Below are 22,919 nucleotides of genomic sequence, written 5' to 3' on the forward strand. Positions count from 1 at the left end.
AAAGAAGCCGCGACGAGCGCTGGCGGCTCAGAGCAAGCTCTTCCCGTCTAGCTCCGTGGGCGGCTCGACGCCGTAGATCTCCAGCAGCGTCGGCATGACGTCGGCCATGTAGGGATCGTCCAGGGACAGCCTGCGGTTGCTGAACAGGATGCCGTTGACCAGCGGCGGGTAGACGGAGCAGTGGTCGCCGCTCCAGATGTCCAGGTTGGGTTCGACGACGAACTTGCCGACGATGCCCAGGCTGTCCTGCCAGCCCACCCGGTAGCCGCTGCTGTTCGACGGGAAGAGGTCCGGGATCAGCGCCGGGTCGTAGGTGCCGTAGGCCTCGTCGCGGGTGAAGACGTGGGCCACCGGGTTGTCGCCGGTCTCCTCGTCGACGAAGGCTTCGAGCTTCTCCTTGATCTCGGCGATGAGCTGCTGGTATTCGTCACCCGGCTGCACGATTCCGTTCTTCTCACGGCCGGCCAAATTGATGTAGATGTTGCCCAGGCCCATGGCGTAGGCGCGGGTGCGGCTCCAGTCGACGTTGACGAAGAACTCGCCCTGGTCGAAGAGGTCTTCCAGATTGGCCCGCTCGGGACCTTCGCCCTCCAGCACCATGTAGCCCTCCTTGGCCAGCCAGGTGTTGTAGTTCATGGTCCGGCGCCAGGGAGCAAAGCCGTGATCCGAAACCACCATCAGGGTGGCCCCTTCCGGCAGCCGCTTCACGGTTTCGCCGACGATCGCGTCCATCCGCCGGTAGGCGTTCAAGATCGAGTCACCCCACTTGGCGGCGTCCTCTTCGGTGTGGAGCGGGTGCTCCGGATCGAAGTGCCGGTACATGACGTGCTGCACCCGGTCGGTGAATTCGAAGTAGCTCACCATGACGTCCCAGTCATCGTCGCCGAGCATCTCGTAGAGCATCTCGCTGTACTTTCCCTCGGTGAAGGCGACGTCTTCCAAAAACACCTCTTCGTCGATGGTGCCGTCGGTGATCGACCAGGTGTCGATGGCCCAGCCAATGGTCTTGAAGCGGTCGAAGCGGTCCGTCAGATCGTCGACGAAGTCGCCCGGAGCGGTGATGTCGAACATCGGCGGCAGATCCGTTGGGTCGAACTGAATGGGCGACAGGTACAGGCGCACCTCCGGCTCGACGGACATCAGCCGAAAGCGGCCCATCCCCGGCATCACGATGGCGGCGTTGAAGGGGAACTCAAAGCGCACCCATGGGCTCCATTCGCCGGCTTTGAGGTCCAGCTCCTGGCCGGAAACCTCCACCTTCACGCGGGTCCGATCGTCCGACACGGTCAAGGTCATCGGGATGGTGATGTAGGGAGAGTCCTCCGGGAAGAACTTGTTCGGCGGCCCCTTGACCTCCGTCTGGATTTCGCCCTGGTTATCGACCAGCTCGACGATCTCAATGGAGAAATCGCCCCCGCCCTTGGGCTGGAAGAAGAGTTCCGAGGTGAAGTAAAAGGGCTTGCCGATGCGGAACGACAGGTCCGGCGTACCGAGGCCGGTCAGCAATTCGCCGTGGGGGAAGGGCTCCGGCGGGAAGGTGACCGGCACGCGCATCACCCGCACCCGCTTGCCGGCGGCTCCGAGCACCTGCCAGAAGGTCTCTCCCTGTTGCCGGTTGATCGCCACCGGGCGCTCCTTGGGCAGCAGTTTGGCGGCGGCCATACCGGCCCCCACGCCGCCCAAAATGCCCAGCACCGCCGCGATCATCGCCAAGCGCAAAGCGCCTTTGCGGCGAATCACGAACAGCAGCAGGAAGACCAGCAGGGTGACCGCCAGAAAGCCGATCAAGCCCACCATCAGACCGTTGTTCTCACCCCACAGGAAGTCTTCTCGGGTCTCGTCGAAGGCGGCGAAACTCGGCCGATAGGTCTCCGTGTCGCGCTTCAGGAAGTCGAAGATCGAGTGCCGGCCGGGATTCAGACCGGTGGCGAAGGTGGACCAAGACACCGGCGTCTGCGAAGGGATAGTGGAGCGCAGCGGCGAGAAGGTGCCCTGCTCCCGGAGCGCCGCCAGATGGGGCAGTTCGCCCTCGTCCATCCACTGCTCCGCCAGGGCGGCGTCGGCACCGTCGAAGCCGAGAATCACTACCCGCGGTTCTTCGGCCATCGCCGGCAGGGCGAGCAGTAGGGAAACGACGATCCCGATCCAAACCATCACATGTCCCGCATTCACCTGTTTCATAGCAGCCAACTCTCGTGTTTTCTTGGGTGGAGACCTCAGGTCAAGGGCAGCCCGGCGCGCTGGTTGTCAGCGGTTGGGCGTGGAGTACGCGCCGATGCTCGTTTTGCGGCGACCCCTAGCGGGGTTTTCGCTCAACGGCGAATGATACCAGAGGAAGGGAGCCTGCATTTCTCACCATCTTCGTAGCGAGAGGCCGCCAAGAGTTGTTTTCTGGGCCCGTAGCTGCAAGAACTTTGGCTTTCGGCGCGACACAGCCGTACTCGAAGTACGTCGAGGAGCGGAGAAGCCAAAAGACGCCGCAGATGCGGGTGCATACGACCTCGCAGCAGAAGGCTGGTGAGAAATGCAGGCCTGCGTCTCAGAGGTAGCCGAGGGCGCGCAGGCTCTCGAGGTACTCGGCATCGCCGGGGGTGGCGTCGGCGGCCGGGTCCGGCCGTCGCTCGCCGTAGGTCGCCACCTGGGCCGGCGGCGACGGCCAGGAGCAGTCCGCCGCCGGGGGTGGCAGTTCGGCACTTTGCGGTAGTCCGAGAGCCCGGAAGAGGGCCGAGGCGACGGCCGGCGGTTCGATTGGCTCTGGGCCGCGGCTCGCAGCACACGGCTGCGAGCGCGCCAGCAGCACACGGCCTTCCCCCCCTTCGGCGCGGCGCCCCGGATCGAAGACCACGATGACGGTGTAGCCCGCACCCTCGAGGGAGGCCAAGGTGCCGGCGAGCACCGCCATCGCCGCCTGGACCTCCCCGCGCACCAGGTCCGCAAACGCCAAGGCACCCCCTTGCCAGCCATCGGCCGCAACGTCCAGCGCCGGCAGGTAAAGGGCCGAGGCGCGCGGCTGGAGGCGATCGAAGGCCTGCACGAAGACCCTACGGTAGAACTCGTCCGGCGCCAGGGCGCGCTCCCGCAGGGCCGGATCGAGGCTGAGTTCGTTAGTTGAGTTCACCGCTCCCCAGAAGGTCTGGATCCGCGTCACCTCGTCCGCCGGCGCCACCACACCGGCCACTCCCTCGCCCATCAGCTGGTTTGCCCCGTGGGCCACCGTCAGGCCCGGCAGCTCTTCGGCCGGGAAGGTCGTCCACCAGTCCACCACCAGCACCGGATCGCCGCCGCGGGCCACCAATTCCCAAAAGGCGTGGGACCGCCGGCGGTTGGACAGTACCGGGCGATAGTCGGCCAGGCCGAGGGGCACCTCGACGCGCTGCCAGTAGTGGCGCAACCAGCCGGAGCGGGCCAGCGGCGTCGCCACTCCGAGGGGGCGGAAGCTGTCGAGGGAGGTGACGCCGTGGTGCGGCGAAGGAATCCCCGTAGCGACGGTGGTCCAGAAGTCCGCCGGCGGCACCACTGGCCGCCGGTAGGAGAGCCAGGTGCCGGCCGATAGGGGGGACGGCGAAGCGTCCCCGGCGAACTCGCCGTACCTTTCCGAGTCTCCGGCCGACTGCGTCGGCGCACGACCGAGCAAAGCATCCAGAACCGGCAGATCTCCGCGCTCGAGCAGGTATTCGATCTCCTCCGCCAGCACCCCGTCGACCCCGATCAACACCACCCGGTCGCCCGGTGCCGACGGCAGCGACGCGGGCGGCGGCTCCGGCGCACGGTTGACCGCCAAGAGCGCCGGCAGGATGGGCAGGAAGGCCGCCACCAGGATCACCAGCGCCGCCCGGCGGCGGGAGAGGAAGCGGCCGCGGGGTACGCGATGGGTCCAGCGGATGGCGAGGGCCAGCAGGCCGTCGGAGACCACCTTGATCACCGCATAGAGGGCGGGGAGCAGGGCCAGAGCCGCCACCGCCACCCACCAGGGCGGGCGCTCGGCCAGCAGATCGCGCAGTTTCCACAGGGAAACACCGAGGGCCGCCGCGCCGGCGATCAAGGCCACCGTCAGGCTGAGGGCTTCGATACGCCGCACCGGATAAATGCGCAGCATCAGGAGCAGAGCCCCGCCGAGGGCGCCGAACAGCAGCATCGACAGGAGAACCGACGGCACCAAGAGATGAAGGAAGAGCAGTACCAGATCGAGCGGGGTGCGGTCCAGATTGCCGTTGAGGATGGCCAGCGCAAAGGCGCCGACCAGGGCGACCAACACCCCGATGGCGCAGCCGATGCGAACGGTAAGTTCGAGCAGGGCGCGGCCGGCACCGTGCGGCCGCATGGCGTCCTGCAGCAGGAAGCGGTCGAAGCGGTCGCTCAGGTAGCCGAGGCGACGGAGCTCCGACCGCACCTGCCCGAGACTCTCCCGCGGGCTGCCTGCCGCGACGGGCGAACCTTCGGACTTCTCCCCCATCAGGTGCTCCGCCGCCGGACGAAGCGCGCGATCTGCCGGAGCGGTTCGGCGCGGCGGGCAAAGGAGGCTCGATCGAGGGAGACGATGGCGAAGTCGAGCAGTTCCTCCGCCAGGGTGCGAGCGCCTTCGACACCGAGCAGCTTGACGAAGGTCACCTTGTCGCGATCCTGGTCGGCGTCCTTGCCGATTTGATCCGAAGTCGCGGTGACATCGAGCAGATCGTCGGTGATCTGGAAGGCCAAGCCGAGATTCTTGGCGTAGCGGGTGATCGCGTCGAGATCCCGCCGGCGGGCATCGGCGGCCATCGCTCCCAGTTCACCGGCGGCGATGAACAGGGCACCGGTCTTCTGGCTGTGGATCGTTTCCAGGCGCTCGAGATCGAGCTCCGCCGGATCGCTCCGCAGGTCGAGGGCCTGCCCCGCGATCAGCCCCGCGGTGCCGATGGCCGCCGCCAGGTGGTGGACCATGTCTTCGCTCGAGTAGCGCTTCAACGGCAACCGCTGGCCGCACTCCGCCACCACCGCGTAGGCGCGGCTCAGTAGGCCGAGGCCGGCGAGCTGCGCCATGTCCTCGCCGTAGACCTTGTGGACCGTCGGCCGGCCGCGGCGCATCTCCGCGTCGTCCTGGGCCGGCAGGTCGTCGAAGATCAGCGAGCAGGCGTGGACCATCTCCACGGCGCAGCCGAGGTCGACCACCGGCGGCGGCGCCTGCGAGAACCGCGAACCGCAGATCTCCGCCACCACCAGGGTGAGGATCGGTCGCAGGCGCTTGCCCCGGCCGGTCAAGGCGTAATGCATCGCCTCGCGCACCGGCGGCGCCCCCTCTCGGTGCGGCGGCAGCAGTTCCGGCAGGCGCGCCTCGACCTTCGCACCGAGTTCGGCGAGACGACCTCCGAGGGCCGCGGCGGCTTGCGTCACCTACGGCACCTCGTTCGACAAGATGCGAAGAACTCTAAGGGGATTCTGACGAAAGGTGTTCGGTGCGTCGGCACTCTGCTGGCGGGGCGTTGAGCGAGTTGCTGGCACCATGCGACCGAGCCCGGAGGGCAAGGCGGCGGCGAGCCGCCGAGGATGGGGGTGAGCCCGAAGGGCGAGGGGGGCGCCGAGCCCCCCTGGCAAACGAATCTAGCAGGCCTGCTGAAAACATGGGCGAAGCCTATTCAGCGGGCCTGCTAGAAGGACCGAATGGCTTCGTCTTCGTTGTCGAAAGTCTCGAAGACGGTGATGAGCTGGGTCACCTGCATCAGATCGGCGATCTTCGGCGGCAGATTCTCCAGCTTGAGCTTGCCGCCACGGTTGGTGACGGTGGTGAAAATGCTCACCAGCTCACCGATGCCGGACGAATCGATGGTCGAAACGTCGCCCAGGTTGATCAAGATGTTCTTGGCGCCGGCGTTGATCGCTTCTTGAACCGCTTCGCGCATCGCCACGTCGCCCACGCCGATGGTGACTTTGCCGTGAACGTCGAGAATGGTGACCTGGTCACGATGCCGTGCAGTGATATTCATTGCTCTCTCCCCTTTGGCCGCCGGTTCTCTGCCGGTGGCATGGTCGCGGCGAGCGGTCCGTCGGCAGCCGAGTCGCCGGAGTCCGGCTCGATCCGCTTGCGCAAGACCAGTACCGTTCCGCCGCTCGCCCCGACTTCCCAGTCGACGCCATCCATGAATTTCTCGATGTAGAAAATCCCCCGGCCACTCGGCCGCAGAAGGTTCTTCGGTGCTCTCGGATCCTCCACGTAGCGCGGATCGAAGCCGTGCCCTTCATCCTCGACCCGCACCACCACCGTGTGGTCTTCGAGCCGCGCCTCCACCTCGACCCGTTTGGCCGGATCGCACTGGTTGCCGTGCTTGATGGCGTTGGCGACGGCCTCTCGAACGGCGAGATCGATCCAGTGCCGGGAATCTTCACCGACCCCCAGGCGCTCGAGGGCATCGTTGAGCACCACCTGCACGATCTCCACATTCTCGAAGCGGCTACCGATGGCGAGATGAAAAGCCATCGACCCAGCCGACGCACTGCCCGCGTCCGATACCGAATGTGTTGCTTCAACCACCTGAGAATGCTACCAGATCCGCCGCCTTTAGCGCCGCCGGCAGAACCACCAGGAGCTGGATGCCGTCGAACAGGGCGTGGGCCGTAATGGAGGCGAGGATCGTCCGGCGGCGGCGAGCCAAAAATCCATAGATCAGTGAAAGAACGGTCACTCCCAGCAGCAGCGGCGGCGAGCCGTAGGCGGCGTGGGCGGCGACGAACAGAGCGGTGGACAGCACGATCCCCACCCGCGGCTGGAGAAAGCCCCGAAAGAACGCTTCCTCGAACACCCCGGCACACAAGCTCACGGCCAGGCGCACCGCGACCGACTGGCCGGCCAACATCACCACCAGATCCGGCGGGCCACCGGGCTCCACCCCGAATTCGCCCAGAATGGAATAGAGGGCGAGCGAACTGGCCAGCACCGCTCCCCAGCCCACCACCCCCCAAAGAAAACCGTAGCCGATCTCCGCCAGCGGCCGCCGGGCGAGGAGCCGCAATTCCCTGAGCGCCCCGCGCCAGCCGCCATCGAACCCCGCCCAGGCAAGAAGGCCCCAGACGATCAGAAATACCCCGATCAACGACGGCAGCAGAAAAAGGCTGACGGCGCCGACCCGCTCCGCGTCGAACACCATCTCCTCCGCCGGCACCGCCAGCGGCGCAAACTGTACGGCATAGAGAAACATCGCCAGCAGCGCCACGGCCACCGCTCGCCGCCCGGGCACCGCCAGGCCCGGCGGCAGCGCATAGGCCAAGCGGCGCAGATGCGCCTCCACCAAAACCACCACGCCGACGGTGAGGACGAAGGGGGCCAGCATCCGAAACAGGGAGAGAATCATCGAGTGGCGATGCTAGAAACTTCCCGGCAAGGGAATCCGAGTGAGCCGTCCCATCAACAACGACGGGAGCACGCCCCGAGCCCGAATGGGCAAGTCGGCGGCGTCAGCCGCCGAGGACGGGGGTGAGCGCCCGTCAGGGCGCGAAGGGGGGCGCCTCTAGCCCCCCGAGCGACGACAGAAAGATTTAGGGCTGAAAAAACAAAATTTTCAGCCCTAAATCTTCCGTTTCATGCGGTAGCTACGGAGCACCATGTTGGCGGTGTTGATGCGCAGGATGCGGCGATTTCGCTTCTGCACTTCCGCCAGATCTTCGAGGGCCGGTTGGTTGCCCCGGATCTCTCGCAGCAGCCGGTCCAGTTCGAAGCGCAGCTTGTCCAATTCCGGCCGGGTCATGCGGGTGAAGGTGCGCTCGGTGACCGAGAAATAGCCCTCAGCGATCTCCCGCACCATGGCGTAGGCGCTACCTCCGGGAAAGTTGCCCATAGGCCGGATGATAGCGCTACCGGAGTGAGCGGCCCCGTGGTAGCGTATCCATCGCCTCTGCGCCCCCATGCGCCGGAGGACTCAAAGAGATTCCGCTTTCCGAAATCCGCCGCCGCTCCTACGATGCCGGCGCGCGGAACCCTCAAGGAGGTTCCCCTGTGAGTCGTTTCAACGGCCTGGATTTTATAGAGATCGACGCCCTGCTCTCGGAAGAAGAGCGTCTCGCCCGGGACACCGTCCGGGCCTTCGTCGACGACAAGATCATGCCGATCATCGAGGAGTGCCATCGCGACGCGCGCTTCCCCATCGAGCTGGTGCCGGAAATGGCCGCCCTCAACCTGTTCGGCGCCACCATCGACGAGTACGGCCTGCCGGGCCTCAACAACGTCGCCTACGGCCTGATCATGCAGGAGCTGGAGCGCGGCGACTCAGGGCTTCGCAGCTTCATCTCGGTGCAGAGCGCCCTGGTGATGTACCCGATCTACACCTTTGGATCCCAGGAGCAAAAAGACCGCTGGATCCCGGCCCTGGCGAGCGGCGAAGCGATCGGCTGCTTCGGCCTGACAGAACCGGATTTCGGTTCCAATCCCGGCGGCATGCGCACCCGCGCCCGGCGCGACGGCGGCGACTGGATCTTGGACGGCGCCAAGCAGTGGATCACCAGCGGCACCTTGGCCGACATCGCGGTGGTGTGGGCGCAGACGGACGACGGGGTGCGCGGATTCCTGGTGGAAAAGGGCACTCCCGGCTTCACCGCCACGGACCAGCACGGCAAGTTCTCGCTGCGCGCCTCGGTCACCTCGGAGCTGGGTTTTACCAACTGCCGCATTCCGGGGGACGCCATTCTGCCCAAGACCGAAGGCGTCAAGAACGCCCTGATGTGCCTGAACCAGGCGCGCTACGGCATCGCCTGGGGCGGCCTCGGCGCCGCCATGGACTGCTACCACACGGCCCTCGACTACTCGAAGGAGCGTATCCAGTTCGGCGGCCAGCCGATCGCCTGCCATCAGCTCGTGCAGGAGAAACTGGTGTGGATGCTGTCGGAGATCACCAAGGGACAGTTGCTGGCGCTCCAGATCGGCCGCTTGAAGGACCAGGGCCGAGTGAAGCACCACCACATCTCCATGGGCAAGCGAAACAACGTGTGGGTGGCGCGCGAGTCGGCCCGCCTGGCGCGCGACATCCTGGGCGCCAACGGCATTGTGGACGACTACCCGGTGATCCGCCACATGCTCAACATCGAGTCGGTCTTCACCTACGAGGGTACCCACGACATTCACGGCCTGATTCTCGGTGAGGCGATCACCGGCATCCCCGCCTTCAATCCGCCCGAGGCGCCGGTCAAGCGGCGGCCCGCGATGGCCGGCGAGGCTCGCTGATGAGCCTCGACCGCGCCTTCGAGCAAGACTTCGTCCGGGTGACCGAACAGGCGGCCATCGAAGCCGCCAAGACCATGGGGTTCGGCGACCGGGAGCGCTCCGACCAGGTGGCCGTGGAGGCCATGCGGCGGGAACTCGACGCTCTGGAGATCGCCAGCCGCATCGTCATCGGCGAGGGCGAGCGGGACGAAGCGCCGATGCTTTTCATCGGTGAGGAGCTGGGGCGCGGTCACGGCACCGAGGGGGCGGTCCATGTGGACATCGCGGTGGATCCGCTGGAGGGCACCAACCTATGCGCCACCGGCACCAACGACGCGACGGCGGTGCTGGCGGCCTCGGAGCCCGGCGGCCTGCTGAACGCGCCGGATGTCTACATGGACAAGATCGTCGTCGGCCCGACGGCCCGCGGCCAGATCCATCTGGACGCACCGGTGGCCGAGAATCTGCGCAACATCGCCCGCGCCTTCGAGCGCGAGGTGAGCGACCTGACCATCGTGGTGCTGGACCGCGACCGCCACGAGCAGTTGATCGAGGACATCCGCTCCGCCGGCGCCCGCATCCGGCTGATCGGCGACGGCGATCTCTCCGGCGGCATCGCGGCGGCGGTGCGCGGTACCGGAGTCCACGCCGCGATGGGCATCGGCGGCGCGCCGGAAGGGGTGCTGGCGGCGGCCGCCCTGCGCTGCCTCGGCGGTGAGATCCAGGCCCGCCTGCGGGCCCTGTCGCCGGACCAGAACGAACGCCTGGACGCCCACGGCATTACCGATCTAGACCGCATCTACCAAACCGAAGACCTCGCTCCGGGGCAACAGATCCTGTTCTCCTGCACCGGCGTGACAGACGGTGAGCTGCTCGACGGGGTGCGATTTTTCGGCGGCGGCTCGCGCACTTCGACGCTCTTCATGTCCCTAACCCGTCACATGATCCGCTTCGTGGACACCATCCATCGTGCGGACGGCGCCACCCCGATCCGCCTGAACTGAGGGATCGGTCGGACTGTTTTCCTGAACTGACGTACTGCTGATCTGCCGAGGGACCTTCGATGATCAAACCGGACCATTGGATCCGCCGCTGGGCCGAAGAAGGGGGCGTGAACCCCTACGAGCCGGCGCAGGTCAACTCTGCCAGCTTCGACGTGCGGCTGTGCGACCACTGGATCTGCCCGACGCGCGATCCGGAGGAGTTCCAGTCGCCCCACGTCAAGCTGTTCCCAGGCGAAGTGGTGTTGGCGTCGACCCTCGAATACGTGCGCATTCCGCGCTTCGTCGCCTGCGACCTGAAGCTCAAGTCCACCCTCGGCCGGCTGTGGATCAACCATTCCCTGGCCGGCTGGTGTGACCCCGGCTTCGAGGGCAACATCACCCTCGAGCTCCAGAACCTTGGACCGGAGCCCTTCGTGCTCGACGCCGGCCGCCGCATTGCCCAGCTCATCTTCATCACCATGGAAAGCGAACCCGACGTGGCCTACGGAGAGCCCGGCTCTTCCAGCCACTACCAGGGGCAGCAGGGCACTACGCCGGCCCGCCGCTGAGAGCACTCGCCTACCTTTCTGACCAGCAACCTACTGCGAGGCCGTATGCCACTGAATCTGCTGCGTTATCCGCGGAACCTGCTCCTCAACGTACTGCAGGTACGCCTTCCTCGCAGAACCCACGGATGCCTTGCAGCTTCAACGGCCTACGGCCTCTCGCTACGGTCGCTGGTGAGAAAGGCAGGCTAGGGTCGCTCCGCCGCAACACCCCGGCACCTCTCCACCGCGGGGGCTATAATCCGATGGCCCCTGCGACCTAGCGATGAGCATCACCGGCAATCTCAAGACGATGCAGCTCGCCGAGCTGCTGCAATGGCTCTCCCAGAGCAACAAGACCGGAACCCTGGTGATCGACAGCCAGCGGGTCACCAAGAAGATCTACTTCCGCGCCGGCCGGGTCATCTCGTCCGCCTCGACGGACGAAAAGGAACACCTCGGGCATTTCCTGGTCAGCCGCGGCCTGATCGACGAGACGGAACTGGCGAAGGCGATCGAAATGCAGGAGCGCACCGGCATGCTCCTCGGCAAGATCCTGGTGACCATCGGAGCCATCGAGGAGGAAGCGCTGCACAAACTCCTCCGCCTCAAGGCCCAGGAGTCGATCTTCGACATCTTCACCTGGCCCGAAGGGGAGTTTCGGTTCATCGAAGGGGAGCAGGCCAAGAACCCGATGATCGCCATCGACCTCGATGTCACGGTGATCATCCTCGAAGGGGTGCGGCGGGTGGACGAGTGGCGGCGGATTCGGGACTTCATCCCGTCCCTCGACGCGATCCCCGTGTCGGTGGGCACAATGCAGAAGTCCGACCAGCCGGCGGTGCAGAAGATCCTCGACCTGATCGACGACCAGCGGACGGTGGCGGAGATCTGCCTGCAGACCCACTCCAGTGAGTTTCACACCTGCAAGACCCTGCTCGACCAGGTACGCAAAAAGACCCTCAAGATCATCTCGCCGCGCTGGAAGGGGACGGCCTCCGGCGGCGGCGCGAATCTGGAGATCGGCGCTCAAGCATTGCTCGACGCCGGCAAGAGCCACCTCTCCCACAAGCGCTACGAGGACGCCATGCGCCACCTGCGCGCCGCCAGCAGCTTGGAGCCGGAAAGCCGCAGCGTGCGGCAGGCGGCGGAGGCCGGTGAGCGGGAGATCCGCGACGCCTTGGCGGACCAGGGGTTCCACGACACCGCGGTACCGCGGCTGGCGGTCAGCCTGGAAGAACTCACCTCGTCGAAGATCAGCCCGCAGGAAGGCTTCATGTTGAGCCGCATCGACGGCAACTACGACATCAAGGCGATCGTCAAGATCAGCCCGATGCCGGCCCTCGACGCGCTGCTGGTGTTCTGGAAGCTGGCGCGCGAGGGCCACATCACCTTGGACGAGTAGCAGGCTGCTGAAGGACCGCTTCGCGGATCTTTTCAGCAGGCCTGCTACTTGTTTCTTGCAGGGGGGCTAGGCGCCCCCCTCGCCCTTCGGGCTCGGTCGCAGGGGCAAGAGTTATCTCGGCGGTTCCGGGATCTCGCTTCCCGGCGAGCCTTGCTTGATGACGTTCATCGCCAGGGCGATCATCGACCCCACGTCGGACACCGAGGCCGGCAGCACCAGGGTGTTGTTGGTCTTCGCCAGCTCGCCGAACTGCTGAATGTAGTCCTCCGCCACCCGCAGCTGGACCGCCTCGTAGCCGCCCGGCTCCTGGGTCGCCGCGGCCACCTCCCGGATGCCTTCGGCGGTGGCCCGGGCGATCGACAGAATCGCCTCCGCTTCACCGTTGGCCTCGTTGATCTGCTTCTGCTGATCCGCTTCGGACTCTTTGATGGTCTGCTGCTTGGCGCCCTCGGCGCGGTTGATGGCGGCGTCGCGCTCACCCTCGGAGGTCAGCACCACGGCGCGCTTCTCGCGCTCGGCGCGCATCTGCTTCTCCATCGCCGCCAGCACGTCCTGCGGCGGGGTGATGTTCTTGATCTCGTAGCGCAGCACCTTGATGCCCCATGGATCCGACGCCTTGTCCAGCTCCGTGACCACCGCCACATTGATCGTCGTGCGCTCCTCGAAGGTACGGTCGAGGTCGATCTTGCCGATCTCGCTCCTTAGCGTCGTCTGGGCGAGCTGCGAGATGGCAAAGAGATAGTTGTTGACGCCGTAGGAGGCGCGCCGCGCATCCATCACCTTCAAATACAGAACCCCGTCCACCCCCACCTGCACGTTGTCGCGGGTGATGCAAATCTGCTCGGTGATGTCGATGGCGTGCTCTTTGAGCGAGTGCTTGTAGCGCACCACGTCCAAAAACGGCAACAGAATGTGGAACCCCGCATCGAGGGTGCGCTGGTAGCGTCCCAGGCGCTCCACGACGTAGGCGTTCTGCTGCGGTACCACCGTCGCCGTCTTGGCGATGACGATGATGGCGAGCAGGGCCAGCACCCCGAAGGCTATGGCAGTAGCGGTCATGTCAGCTCCCTTCCCGAAGCATTAAGGTGAGTCCGTCGACCCTCTCGACAAAGTAGGTCTCGCCGGCCCGCAAGGTTCCGCCGCCGGCGTTCTTGGCGCGCCACACGGAGCCCCGCAGTTCGGCCTTGCCGACGGCCCCCGGGGGCATTTCCGACAGCGCCGTCGCCGGGTCGCCGACCAGGTTGTCCATCGTGCTCGCTTCCGGCACCGCCGCCTTCATGCGCCGCACGATGGGCCCCCGTAGGGTCAGCAGCGAAACCACCGAAAACACCGAGAAGAGGAGCATCTGCAGCCACAGGGCGTCGGCGAGACCGACCGCCTGGAGCAGCCCGACCAAGAGCGCCGCGATGCCGAAGAACATCATCACCACCCCACCGGGCACCATGATCTCGCCGGCCAGCAGTGCCAAACCGATGACCATCCAAATCCACCATTCCATGCGGTCTCTCTCCTTCTCGAAGTCCTAGCGTGGTTTTGCCAGTCGCTCGGAGGTCACCCCTCAGAACCCATCCTACGGACTGAGATTGCAGCACATTCCTTTATCCGATCATCTCAGATCCGAGGCGGGAACGACGCCGTCACCGGCTCCAGCCCGCCCCACTGTGCCACCTACAAATCGCTGGTAGAGTTCGCCCCGAACTGGAACTACGGCGGTTCCCTCGGGGTCATCGACTCCATCATCAAGCACGACAACGGGCATGTAGAGCGGTACTGGTTCGGGAGAAACCGCGGAATCCTTCGATAGGAACACCGCAGTCCGACCGGAGCGATCCTGAACTGGGGGCAGCAGACCAATGAGTTCCCGAACAGCCCGATTCCCCACAATGCCTGCTATCAGCCCTAGCAGTAAGCCGTTCAGAATCCGGCCGTGCAATGCCTGAGGGATCGGGTGCTCGCAGGCCGGCGGTGGTTGCCGCAGTGGTCGCGCTCGTCGCGCTGGCGGTGATCGGCGCAGGGGTGTTCCGAACCCACGACGGAGATTGGACGGGGCCGTTTCTGGTGGGCGAACGTGGCGGGGAGGTGGCTTGGCCCCTCCCCGTCGCCGTTCAGGTCTCCTCTGGCTACGATGGTCAGTTCTTCCTCGCGCTAGCGTTCGATCCCTTTCTGACCACCGGCATGGTCGAGGCCCTAGACGACGCCGAGTACCGCGCCCACCGTATTACCTGGTCCCTGGCCGCCTGGAGCTTTGGGCTGGGGTCCGCCCCCTTGCGAATCGCAATGCTCTACGCGCTACTGGTGGCGGGAGTCGCGGCTTTGGGCTATTGGATAGCTCGCCTTTCGTCGAACCACGGGGAGTCGCCCTGGTGGGGAATCGCCGGGGCACTCGGTCTCGGCGGCCTGGTCTGCCTCCAGCGGATGCTCCCCGATGTGCTGATGGCTTCCTTCCTGGCGGCGATGGTGGTCTGCCTTGCCCGCCGCTCCCGAGGCGGCGATCTAGGCGCAACGGTTTGCTTCACCCTCGCTGTTCTTCAAAAAGAAACGGCCATCCTGGCCCTGCCGCAGATCGGCCTTGCCCTGATCGAGCGGCATAAAGGCCATGCCGTAAAATGGTTGGCCGTGCCGGTCGTCACCGTGGCGGGATGGTGGGGTTATGTGGACCGCGCCGTCGCCACGGACGGCCACTTCTCTCTCGCGATTCCCTTTTCCTACCCAGGCCAAGGCTGGTTCGCGGCGATGGATCTCGTGCTCGAACGGTCCACGGACCTCCTGCGGCTCACGAAAGACTGCGCCTTTCTGGGCCTCCACGCCGTGGCGATCCTCCTCGGGCTGACCCTCGGCCTGAGCCAACTGGCCCGTGCCATGCGCGGCTGGCCCGTCCACGGACTGGCGGCTTCGATCGGACTCTTTGCTCTGCTAGGGACCTTCCTTAGCCTGCAAGTCTGGGTCGAGCCCTGGGCCTATGCTCGGGTCCTCCTGCCGTTGCTGATGCTCCTCCTCCTGTACAGCCTCGAAGCCACCGCGGAGCGCTGGGTTCGATTGAGCAGCAAAGGGGTGATTCTGGCGAGTTTCCTCGGAGGGAGCCTCTTCGCCCTGCGGAACATCATCGCTGCGGTTCCATGACAGGAACCGGCGGATCCAGGCACCACCGGCTGCTGAAGTCACTTGTCCAGGGACTTTGTTGGTGACGCGCTGTGGGCGAGCATCGTCGAATCCTTTGGCCGTTTGGTAGGTCGGCGGTGCCGCCCCTAAACGAGCTAGGCTACAGCCTCGGTCGGGACACATGGCGATTCCCCCGCACGGCGAATCGCAACGGCCAGTCGACCGCCTCCTCGGCGTAGTCGATGCCCACCCGCGGTCCGCTCGCCACGGCCGCCGGCTCCGCCGGCTCCCCGGCGGTGATCCGCAGATCTCCCCGATAGAGGGGCGCCCCGTCGAAGGCGCGGTCCACCGCGAGGGCCTTGCACAACTTGCCCGGTCCGCCGGCGAGGTCGCCGGGCCGCGGCGGTCGCCGCAAGGCACGCAGATCGGCCATGGTCTCGTCTCCTGCCAACGGCTCGCCGGCGCGCAGCAGCACCGCGCCTCCTTCGTTCGCCGCGCCGGCCACCGCGTTCAGGCAAAAGTGCATGCCGTAGATGAAGTAGACGTAAGCATAGCCTCCCGGCAGGTACAGGCTTTCGACCCGCGCCGTCCGGCGGCCACCCCAGGCGTGGCTCGCCCGGTCCAGCGCGCCGAGGTAGGCCTCCACCTCGACCAGCCGCACCACCAGCCGGCGGCCGTCCGGGAGTCGCCGCACCAGGTAGCGCCCGAGGAGTTCCCGCGCCACCTGCTCCACCGGCCGCCGGTAGAAGGCCACCGGCAGGGCACGGAAGGCGGACGAGCGGGGCATTTTCGGAGTCTCTGAGCTGCGTAGCGCACGGCGGCGGCGTAGTAGGCTGGAATGCGTGACGCTACCACCGCTCTTCGACGACGTACCGGAGCCCTTCCGCGACCACTACCGGCCGGACGAGCCCTGGGCACTGCTCGGAGAGGCACTCGACCGCATCCTCGCCGCTCTGCCCTCCGAACGGCTGGAAGTGCGCCCCGCGCCCGGCGCCCATCTGTACGGCGACCGCGTGGTGATCGAGCGCGGCACCCGCATCCATCCGGGGGTGGTGGTCGAGGGACCCGCCTACATCGGCCGCGATGTCCTGCTCCGCCCCGGCGCGTTGCTGCGCGGCGGCTGCTGGATCGGCAACGGCGCCATCGTCGGCGCCAACACCGAGGTCAAGCGCGGCATTTTCTTTTCGGGAGCCCGGGCGCCGCACCTCAACTACGTCGGCGATTCGGTGCTCGGCGCCGGCGTCAACCTGGGCGCCGGCACGGTGCTCTCGAACTTTCGCCACGACGGCGATGAGATCTCGCTACCGGCAGACGGCGAACGCCTCGCTACCGGCCGCCGCAAGCTCGGCGCGATCCTCGGCGACGGCGTTTTGACCGGCTGCAACAGCGTGCTCCACCCGGGGGTGGTGGTGGGCCGAAGCACCCAGATCTACCCGGGTGTTCAGCTCCGCTCGGGGATCTATCCGGCGGATCACCGCATCAAGCTGCGGCAAGAACTCGACATCGTACCGACGGAGCAGCGGTCGCCGGGCGCTTGACGCCTAGAACTAGGTCCGACGCACCACCATCACCGTCCGGTCGTCGTTGACCGGCCGGGCGCCGCTGAAGGACTTGACTTCATCGAGGATGGCGCGGGCGATCTCCTTTGCCGGCTGATGCTGAATGCCGCGGCAGAGTTCCACCAGCCGGTCGGAACCGAATTCCTCGGCTCCGCCGCCGGCCTTCCCCACCGTTTCGGTGATGCCGTCGGTGAAGAACACCAGCAGATCGCCGGGCTCCATGGCCACGTAGCCGCGCTCGTAGGTCGGTTTCGGCAGGGGCCCGAGCACCGGCCCGCCCTCGGAAAGGAAGCGCACCGCTCCTTTCGCCGATAGATGGAAGGGACGCGGATGGCCGGCATTGACGTAGATGAACAGGCCGTTCAGCTCCAGCTCGCCGTAGAACATCGAGACAAACCGGCTGGTCAGGGTGCTCTGGTGGATGATGCCGTTCAGGCGCTCCACGGTGCGCACGATCTTGTAGTCGCGCGCCAACCCCATGCGCAGTCCCATGTAGATGTCGCGTACCTGCAGGGCCGCCGGCAGGCCGTGGCCGGAAACGTCGGCGATCGCCAGGCCGAGGATCTTGTCGGAGATGGGAATGTAGTCGAAATAGTCGCCACCCACCGTTTCGAGGGCTTCCGAAGCACCGCTGATGTCAAAAGGATCGTAGACCGGGTCCTTTTTCGGCCGGATCGAACGCTGGATCTTGCTCGCCTCGCGCATGATGCCGGCGATGCGCTCCTGACGCAGCTTCTGGTTGACCACGTGGCGCAGGATGCCGAGGGAGAAAAGAACGTCCCGGGAGTCGAAGGATGGATCGATGTCGAAGGCCAAGACGTATTCGCCGTCGCGCACTTCGAGGGCGACAAAGTCCTGCGCCCCGAGGCGCCTTTCCAGTTCCGGGTCGAGGCCCGGTTCGTCCGACGTCATCGCCACGGTGCCGTCGATCAGCACCCTCTCCAGCGGCGGATAGTCGCGCGGAACCTTCAGATCCTCCTCCACCGGCAACGCCTCTCCAAACACCGCCTCCAGCCGATAGGAGGTACCGGTGCGGTGATAGAGCCGGCCGCCGGTGAGGCCCAGCTCGTCGTGGAAGCCTTCGAGCAGGGTATCCATCAACGACTGCACCGTGACGCAGTCATCCTCCGCCTGCTCGATGACGGCGACCACCTGCTCGACTTTCTTCATCAGCCGCCGATAGTCCATGGTGCTGGCGGGCTTCGGGGACTCGGCGAGGGTGGAGGTCACGATTCGGTCCTTTCGGGCTGCGGCACGCTCGGGCCGGGTCAGCCGGCGTCGATCAAGGCCCGCACGATGCGGTCCTGGAGGTCGTGGGCGGCGCGCCGGCCGGAGTTGCCGTTCAACAAGATCGAGAAGGCGTAGAGGCGGCCGGAGCGCCCCTTGGCGTAGCCCGACAGGGTGGACACGCCGGAGAGGGTGCCGGTCTTGGCAAACACATTGTTCAGGTACGGCGGCTCCGCCAGGCGCTCGTTCCAGGAGAGTTCCTGCTCACCGGAGTAGGGCAACGACCGCAGGAACTCCCGCCCCCAGCGATGAAAGTACATGGAGCGCAGAAGCGTGGTGAGCTGCCGCGGGGTGAAGCGATTGCCCCGGGACATACCGGAGCCATCGGCCATGACATAAGTACCCGGAGCAATGCCGAAATCCGCCAGCAGTTCGCGCGCCGCTCGGATGCCGGCATGCCACGAGCCCTGGCCGCAGCCGACGGCGCCGACTAGCTTGATCAGGCTCTCGGCGTAGAAATTCTGGCTGCGCTTATTGGTGACGTGAATGGCCGTCAGCAGGTCCGTGCGGTGGGTCGCAACGCCTTCCCACTGCAGTCCCGGCAGGTGGCTCACGGGGCGCAGGTCACCGCTCAGCTCAATGCCTTCCAGGGCCAGGGCGGTGCGCACACCGGCGCCGAAGTAGCGCACCGGATTGGGCACCGAAACCCAGCGCTCGACCTTGCCGCCGCGGGGCGTCAAAGTGCCCTGCACGGTCAGCTCGTCGCCGCCCGCCCGGCGGCCGATCTGGGCGCCATGGCGGGACCGCCCGGCCACCGTCTTCGCTCGATTGGTCACTTCGAAGAGGTCGAGATCCGGCACCAGCTCCACCGCCGCCGGGGAACCGGCGCGCTCGCCGGGCTTAACCCGCACCAAAACGCAGTTGTCGCTGAAGGAAAGGGCCGACACCGGCGCCTGGTACCAGCGATCCTGTCCGCGGGCGGGCCAGTCCGGGTGGACTTCGTCGCCGACGAACAGGCCGTGGTCAAGGAACAAATCCCCTTCCACCCGCCGGACTCCGCGCTCTCGCAGGGCCGCCGCCCAGCGGCGAAACACGGCGAAGGAGTCGCCGTCGTAGTGGCGGCCCGAGATGTTCGGGTCGCCGCCACCCACCACCGCCAGATCGCCGTCGAGCGAAGAACCCTCGATCCGTCCCCGCAGCAGAAAGCGGGTCTCGAACAGGTAGCCGGGGCCGAGGCGATCCAGGGCGACGGCGGTGGTTACCAGCTTGGTGTTCGAAGCGACGATGTGGAGATCGTCGGGACGGCGGCCGAAGACCTCCCGGCCGGACTCGATCTCCACCACATGCACGCCGATCTGTGGCGCCACCTTGCGGCCGGCGCGCACCGCCCGCTCGACGGCGTCGGATACCTCAGCGGCATCCATCCCGCTCGGCGCCAGGAGAGCGGCCAGCAGTACGACGACTGGCGCGACGAATGGACGGAGGGGATGGGGCGCTGGCGGCATGATCGGGTCTTTCTTCGCGCGATGGCGGAACGGCTCCAAAGTTCACCGAAGGCTATCCCGTCGGCGAGGCGGAAGGAAGCCCCGCTATACTCGAAAATCCCTTTTCTCATCGAAATTAGCTCTCTCCGGCCGACCCACGAATGCCCCATCCCCTGCGTGTCCTCGAACTGTTCTGCGGCATCGGCGGCGGTGCCGTGGCCCTCGGAGAACGAGCGGAGGTGGCGGCGGCGGTCGACATCAGCGAGCCGGCGCTCCGCGCCTATCGCTACAACTTCCCGACGCACCGCACCCTTACCCGGACCATCGAGAGCCTGCAGGGGGACGATCTTGCGGCCTACGAGGCCGACCTCTGGTGGCTGTCGCCGCCCTGCCAACCCTTCACCCGCCGGGGACTCGGGCGCGATCTCGACGACCCTCGGAGCGCCGGCCTCCTGCGGATCCTGGACCTGCTGGCGGACGACCGCTTCGATGCCCTGCGCCCGCGGTACCTGGCCCTCGAGAACGTCGGCGGCTTCGAAACCTCACGCGCCGCAAAACGACTGCGCGGCGTACTGGGCGAAACCGGCTACCACCTCCGGGAGCGGTTGCTTTGCCCTTCGGAGCTGGGGATGCCGAGCCGGCGGCCGCGGTACTACATGATCGCCGCCCGGCACACCCCATTCGGCCCCTGGCGGGACGAACCGGTCTCCACCCCCCTCGCCTCGTGCCTCGATCCGCGTCCGGATCCGGCGCTCTCCCTGGCACCGGACACGGCGCACCGCTACCGCCACGCCCTCGACCGGGTTTCCGCCGACGATGTCGGCGCCGTCACCGCCTGCTTCACCTCCGCCTACGGGCGCTCTCCGGTTCGCTCTGGCTCATATCTCGAACAAGGCGACGGCCTGCGGCGGTTCTCGCCCGGCGAGATCCTTCGCCTCCTCGGCTTTCCGGCTTCCTTCCGCCTGCCGCCGGATCTTCCCCGCGACAAGGCGTGGCGACTGGTGGGCAACAGCCTGTCGGTGCCGGCGGTACAGGCCGTCCTCCGGCCGATCTTCGATCTCGCGGATCGTGGTAGAAAACGATCATCCCGCTGAACCGCCCATTTCGGAGTCCACCATGCGCCTCGCCCTCGCCCAGCTCTCGTCCACTCCGGACCGCGCCGAGAATCTCGCCAAGGTCCTCACCGCCATGGAACGCGCCCGGCAAGGCGGCGCCGACGCCATCGTCTTTCCGGAGGTGGTGCTCGACCGCTTCTTCCCCGCCTTGCCGGGCGACACCAGCGATCGGCGATCGGCGGCGCGCAAGCTGGCCGAACCGATTCCAGGTCCGACCAGCGAGACGATCGCCGCCCAGGCGCGGCAACTCTCCCTGGTGACCGTGTTCAACCTCTACGAGATCGCCGACGACGGACGCACCTTCGACAGCTCACCGGTGTTCGATGCGGACGGCAGCCTGTTGGGGGTCACCCGCATGATCCACATCACCGACTATGAGGGCTTCCACGAAAAGGACTACTACGCGCCGGGCGACCAGGGCGGCGACCCGAGCGTGCCGGTCTACGACACCCGCGCCGGCCGCATCGGCGTCGCCATTTGCTACGACCGTCATTTTCCGGAGTACATGCGGGCCCTCGCCCTGGCCGGGGCCGAGCTGGTGGTCATTCCGCAAGCCGGTACCGTCGGCGAATGGCCGGACGGTCTGTACGAAGCGGAGGTGCGGACCGCCGCTTTCCAGAACGGTTACTTCGCCGCCCTCGCCAACCGGGTGGGCGCCGAGGACACGTTGACCTTCTCCGGCGAGTCCTTCGCCGTGTCGGCGGACGGCGCCGTCCTCGCCCGCGGCGCCGCCGGCGCCGAAGACCTCGTGCTGGTGGAGATGGACCTCGCCTCCCGCCACCGCTCCGCCGGCCGGCGGCTGTTCTGGGGCGACCGGCGGCCGGAGCTGTATCGACGGTGGTTCGGCGGGACCGATCGAGCGGCGGCGGCAACCGCCGATCCCGAGGCAGACCGTTGAGCCCTGAACCGGGATCGCCCTTTCGATATAGTTTCAGCGTGTTCCGACCCATCGAGATCAAGCAAGCGCCCAAATCTGCCCATGGCCGGGACGGTCAGCCGCGATCCGCATCGCAGAGTCTCGGATGACCGCACCTTCGACGACAGACCATCCGCGTTTCCTGCGGGACTTGATCGACGGTTCGGCCAGCCGTAACCAGCAGCGGCACGCCGTGCGCCATCTGGTGGCCGGCTGTTCCACCTGTGCTGCCCAGCTCAAGGAGCATCTATTCCCGGCGAGGCCCTCGCGGCGGACCCTCTCGACGGCGATCGATCGGTCCGTCGACCATGCCCTCGGCCACGCGGCGCGGTGGATCGTCGACGTGCAGCGCGAACGGGAAGAGGCCGAAGCCTCGGTCGCCGCCCTGCTCGAGCTACCGGCGGCCCACCAGGCCCTCAAGGTCACCAACCTGCGGCGGGCCCATCGTCAAGGGGTGTGCGAGGCCCTGATCGACCACGCCCGGAGCGAGCGCCACGAAAGCGCTGCGGAATCGCTGCGCTTCGCTCGCCTCGCCACCGTGGTGGCGGAGCGGCTGGATCCGGAGACCTGCGGCGAGACCCGCGCCCGAGCGTGGGCGGAGTTCGGCAATGCCCTGCGCCTGCGCGGCGATCATCGCGAGTCCCGACGCGCCTTCGGGCAGGCGGAACGCATCCTGCGCGAGGAATGCGCCGACCCGCTGGTGGAAGCCGAGGTGGCCTCGCTCAAGGCGACCCTCGAAGGGATGGACCAACGTCCCGACCGAGCCGCCGCCCTGCTCGAACGGGCGGCTCGCCTCCAGTCGCGGTTTTCCGATCTTGCCGGCACCGCTCACACCCTGCTTCAGCTCAGCCAGATCTACGGCAACCAACTGGACGATACGGACCGCGGCATGAGGAGCGCCGTCGCGGCCCTGGAATTGAGCGAAGAGGCCGGGGACCGCGGCCTCAAGCTGATCGCCCTGCAGCACCTGATCCACTTCCTCGCGGCGGCCGGCCGGCCGCAAGAAGCCTTGCGACTTCTCGACCGGGCGACACCGGTATTCGAGCTGGGCGCCCCTCTTCGGCACCGCCTCCGGTTGCGCTGGTTGGCCGGTCGGCTCCAGGCGGAAGTCGATGACCACCGCGCCGCCGCGGAGACCCTTCTTGCGGTGCGTGAGATCTTCTTGGAGCAGGATCTACCCTTCGAGGTCGCCCTCGTTTCCCTCGATCTCGCCGTGAGTTGGGCTCACCTCGGCCGCCGCCAGCGGCTCCGTCGGCTAGTGCGGGAGACGGCGGCGCTGCTGGCAAACCTGGGCCTCGAGCCGGAAAGCCTCGCCGCCGTACAGTTGCTCGCTCGCACCGAGGCGGAGGAGATCTACAGCGCCGCCTCCCAGATCGCGGCGGCGATCGAGGCTCTGCGGATCCAACATTCCCGCACCTAGTCG

General features: G+C 66.7%; 21 protein-coding genes. 9 read left to right on the forward strand and 12 right to left on the reverse strand.

What is annotated here, in order from left to right; all coding sequences use genetic code 11:
- Positions 1-27 precede the first annotated feature (27 nt).
- From AAF481_00140 to AAF481_00170, 7 genes are all read right to left on the reverse strand, one after another.
- Positions 28-2,181, reverse strand: coding sequence for an alkaline phosphatase family protein (locus AAF481_00140; GenBank protein ID MEM7479552.1), 2,154 nt, complete (start codon positions 2,179-2,181; stop codon positions 28-30).
- Between the two features lie 358 nt (positions 2,182-2,539).
- A complete protein-coding gene (locus tag AAF481_00145) occupies positions 2,540-4,453 on the reverse strand; it encodes a hypothetical protein (GenBank protein ID MEM7479553.1) in 1,914 nt (637 codons plus the stop codon).
- A complete protein-coding gene (locus AAF481_00150) occupies positions 4,453-5,370 on the reverse strand; it encodes a polyprenyl synthetase family protein (protein ID MEM7479554.1) in 918 nt (305 codons plus the stop codon). Before AAF481_00150 ends, AAF481_00145 begins: the two co-directional genes overlap by 1 nt.
- A 254-nt stretch (positions 5,371-5,624) precedes the next feature.
- Positions 5,625-5,960: an STAS domain-containing protein gene (locus AAF481_00155; protein ID MEM7479555.1), complete on the reverse strand. Its 336-nt coding sequence runs from the start codon at positions 5,958-5,960 to the stop codon at positions 5,625-5,627.
- Complete coding sequence (locus AAF481_00160) at positions 5,957-6,451, reverse strand: ATP-binding protein (protein ID MEM7479556.1); 495 nt, start codon at positions 6,449-6,451, stop codon at positions 5,957-5,959. Before AAF481_00160 ends, AAF481_00155 begins: the two co-directional genes overlap by 4 nt.
- Before the next feature lie 46 nt (positions 6,452-6,497).
- Positions 6,498-7,322 carry a type II CAAX endopeptidase family protein gene (locus tag AAF481_00165; GenBank protein ID MEM7479557.1) on the reverse strand — a complete coding sequence of 275 codons (825 nt, stop codon included), beginning with the start codon at positions 7,320-7,322 and terminating at the stop codon, positions 6,498-6,500.
- A 213-nt stretch (positions 7,323-7,535) separates the two neighbouring features.
- Positions 7,536-7,805: a hypothetical protein gene (locus tag AAF481_00170; GenBank protein MEM7479558.1), complete on the reverse strand. Its 270-nt coding sequence runs from the start codon at positions 7,803-7,805 to the stop codon at positions 7,536-7,538.
- Between the two features lie 158 nt (positions 7,806-7,963).
- On the opposite strand from AAF481_00170, the gene AAF481_00175 reads away from it, so the two are divergent.
- The 4 genes from AAF481_00175 to AAF481_00190 all read left to right on the forward strand — a co-directional run bounded on the left by AAF481_00175 (position 7,964) and on the right by AAF481_00190 (position 12,096).
- The gene (locus tag AAF481_00175; protein ID MEM7479559.1) at positions 7,964-9,184 is read left to right on the forward strand and encodes an acyl-CoA dehydrogenase family protein; all 1,221 of its coding nucleotides are present in this window, start codon (positions 7,964-7,966) and stop codon (positions 9,182-9,184) included.
- Positions 9,184-10,167, forward strand: coding sequence for a class II fructose-bisphosphatase (gene glpX, locus AAF481_00180; protein ID MEM7479560.1), 984 nt, complete (start codon positions 9,184-9,186; stop codon positions 10,165-10,167). The genes AAF481_00175 and glpX overlap by 1 nt, the downstream gene beginning before the upstream one ends.
- A gap of 59 nt (positions 10,168-10,226) precedes the next feature.
- A complete protein-coding gene (dcd, locus tag AAF481_00185) occupies positions 10,227-10,715 on the forward strand; it encodes a dCTP deaminase (protein MEM7479561.1) in 489 nt (162 codons plus the stop codon).
- Between the two features lie 262 nt (positions 10,716-10,977).
- A complete protein-coding gene (locus AAF481_00190) occupies positions 10,978-12,096 on the forward strand; it encodes a DUF4388 domain-containing protein (protein MEM7479562.1) in 1,119 nt (372 codons plus the stop codon).
- Positions 12,097-12,207: 111 nt separating this feature from the next.
- Here AAF481_00190 and AAF481_00195 read toward each other — a convergent pair whose 3' ends face one another.
- Both AAF481_00195 and AAF481_00200 read right to left on the reverse strand, forming a co-directional pair.
- Entirely contained in the window at positions 12,208-13,155 is a 948-nt protein-coding gene (locus tag AAF481_00195; protein ID MEM7479563.1) for a stomatin-like protein, read from the reverse strand.
- Between the two features lies 1 nt (position 13,156).
- Entirely contained in the window at positions 13,157-13,594 is a 438-nt protein-coding gene (locus AAF481_00200) for an NfeD family protein (GenBank protein MEM7479564.1), read from the reverse strand.
- Between the two features lie 434 nt (positions 13,595-14,028).
- On the opposite strand from AAF481_00200, the gene AAF481_00205 reads away from it, so the two are divergent.
- Positions 14,029-15,216, forward strand: coding sequence for a hypothetical protein (locus AAF481_00205; protein MEM7479565.1), 1,188 nt, complete (start codon positions 14,029-14,031; stop codon positions 15,214-15,216).
- Positions 15,217-15,355: 139 nt separating this feature from the next.
- On the opposite strand, the gene AAF481_00210 is transcribed toward AAF481_00205, so the two are convergent.
- Positions 15,356-15,982 (reverse strand): DNA-3-methyladenine glycosylase, encoded by a 627-nt coding sequence (locus tag AAF481_00210; protein MEM7479566.1) that lies wholly within the window; start codon positions 15,980-15,982, stop codon positions 15,356-15,358.
- Positions 15,983-16,037: 55 nt separating this feature from the next.
- Here AAF481_00210 and AAF481_00215 point away from each other — a divergent pair, with 55 nt between their 5' ends.
- Positions 16,038-16,733, forward strand: a complete 696-nt coding sequence (locus AAF481_00215; protein MEM7479567.1) for a hypothetical protein — start codon at positions 16,038-16,040, stop codon at positions 16,731-16,733.
- Between the two features lie 9 nt (positions 16,734-16,742).
- Here AAF481_00215 and AAF481_00220 read toward each other — a convergent pair whose 3' ends face one another.
- Together AAF481_00220 and dacB are read right to left on the reverse strand one after the other, a co-directional pair.
- Positions 16,743-17,984: a PP2C family protein-serine/threonine phosphatase gene (locus tag AAF481_00220; GenBank protein ID MEM7479568.1), complete on the reverse strand. Its 1,242-nt coding sequence runs from the start codon at positions 17,982-17,984 to the stop codon at positions 16,743-16,745.
- Positions 17,985-18,022: 38 nt separating this feature from the next.
- Complete coding sequence (gene dacB, locus AAF481_00225; GenBank protein ID MEM7479569.1) at positions 18,023-19,486, reverse strand: D-alanyl-D-alanine carboxypeptidase/D-alanyl-D-alanine-endopeptidase; 1,464 nt, start codon at positions 19,484-19,486, stop codon at positions 18,023-18,025.
- A 140-nt stretch (positions 19,487-19,626) separates the two neighbouring features.
- Here dacB and AAF481_00230 point away from each other — a divergent pair, with 140 nt between their 5' ends.
- The 3 genes from AAF481_00230 to AAF481_00240 all read left to right on the forward strand — a co-directional run bounded on the left by AAF481_00230 (position 19,627) and on the right by AAF481_00240 (position 22,916).
- A complete protein-coding gene (locus tag AAF481_00230) occupies positions 19,627-20,559 on the forward strand; it encodes a DNA cytosine methyltransferase (protein MEM7479570.1) in 933 nt (310 codons plus the stop codon).
- 22 nt (positions 20,560-20,581) lie between these two features.
- Positions 20,582-21,478 (forward strand): nitrilase-related carbon-nitrogen hydrolase, encoded by an 897-nt coding sequence (locus AAF481_00235; GenBank protein ID MEM7479571.1) that lies wholly within the window; start codon positions 20,582-20,584, stop codon positions 21,476-21,478.
- A 124-nt stretch (positions 21,479-21,602) separates the two neighbouring features.
- The gene (locus tag AAF481_00240; protein MEM7479572.1) at positions 21,603-22,916 is read left to right on the forward strand and encodes a hypothetical protein; all 1,314 of its coding nucleotides are present in this window, start codon (positions 21,603-21,605) and stop codon (positions 22,914-22,916) included.
- Positions 22,917-22,919 lie beyond the last annotated feature (3 nt).

The organism is Acidobacteriota bacterium, from assembly GCA_039030395.1.
GTDB lineage: Bacteria > Acidobacteriota > Thermoanaerobaculia > Multivoradales > JBCCEF01 > JBCCEF01.

Bases quoted from the DNA above. Each gene is read 5' to 3' on its own strand.
- AAF481_00155 (MEM7479555.1), bottom strand. From the start codon at position 5,960: ATGAATATCACTGCACGGCATCGTGACCAGGTCACCATTCTCGACGTT.
- AAF481_00165 (MEM7479557.1), bottom strand. From the start codon at position 7,322: ATGATTCTCTCCCTGTTTCGGATGCTGGCCCCCTTCGTCCTCACCGTC.
- AAF481_00170 (MEM7479558.1), bottom strand. From the start codon at position 7,805: ATGGGCAACTTTCCCGGAGGTAGCGCCTACGCCATGGTGCGGGAGATC.
- AAF481_00195 (MEM7479563.1), bottom strand. From the start codon at position 13,155: ATGACCGCTACTGCCATAGCCTTCGGGGTGCTGGCCCTGCTCGCCATC.
- AAF481_00200 (MEM7479564.1), bottom strand. From the start codon at position 13,594: ATGGAATGGTGGATTTGGATGGTCATCGGTTTGGCACTGCTGGCCGGC.
- AAF481_00205 (MEM7479565.1), top strand. From the start codon at position 14,029: ATGCCTGAGGGATCGGGTGCTCGCAGGCCGGCGGTGGTTGCCGCAGTG.
- dcd (MEM7479561.1), top strand. From the start codon at position 10,227: ATGATCAAACCGGACCATTGGATCCGCCGCTGGGCCGAAGAAGGGGGC.
- AAF481_00230 (MEM7479570.1), top strand. From the start codon at position 19,627: ATGCCCCATCCCCTGCGTGTCCTCGAACTGTTCTGCGGCATCGGCGGC.
- glpX (MEM7479560.1), top strand. From the start codon at position 9,184: ATGAGCCTCGACCGCGCCTTCGAGCAAGACTTCGTCCGGGTGACCGAA.
- AAF481_00140 (MEM7479552.1), bottom strand. From the start codon at position 2,181: ATGAAACAGGTGAATGCGGGACATGTGATGGTTTGGATCGGGATCGTC.
- dacB (MEM7479569.1), bottom strand. From the start codon at position 19,486: ATGCCGCCAGCGCCCCATCCCCTCCGTCCATTCGTCGCGCCAGTCGTC.
- AAF481_00160 (MEM7479556.1), bottom strand. From the start codon at position 6,451: ATGGCTTTTCATCTCGCCATCGGTAGCCGCTTCGAGAATGTGGAGATC.
- AAF481_00240 (MEM7479572.1), top strand. From the start codon at position 21,603: ATGACCGCACCTTCGACGACAGACCATCCGCGTTTCCTGCGGGACTTG.
- AAF481_00235 (MEM7479571.1), top strand. From the start codon at position 20,582: ATGCGCCTCGCCCTCGCCCAGCTCTCGTCCACTCCGGACCGCGCCGAG.
- AAF481_00145 (MEM7479553.1), bottom strand. From the start codon at position 4,453: ATGGGGGAGAAGTCCGAAGGTTCGCCCGTCGCGGCAGGCAGCCCGCGG.
- AAF481_00190 (MEM7479562.1), top strand. From the start codon at position 10,978: ATGAGCATCACCGGCAATCTCAAGACGATGCAGCTCGCCGAGCTGCTG.
- AAF481_00210 (MEM7479566.1), bottom strand. From the start codon at position 15,982: ATGCCCCGCTCGTCCGCCTTCCGTGCCCTGCCGGTGGCCTTCTACCGG.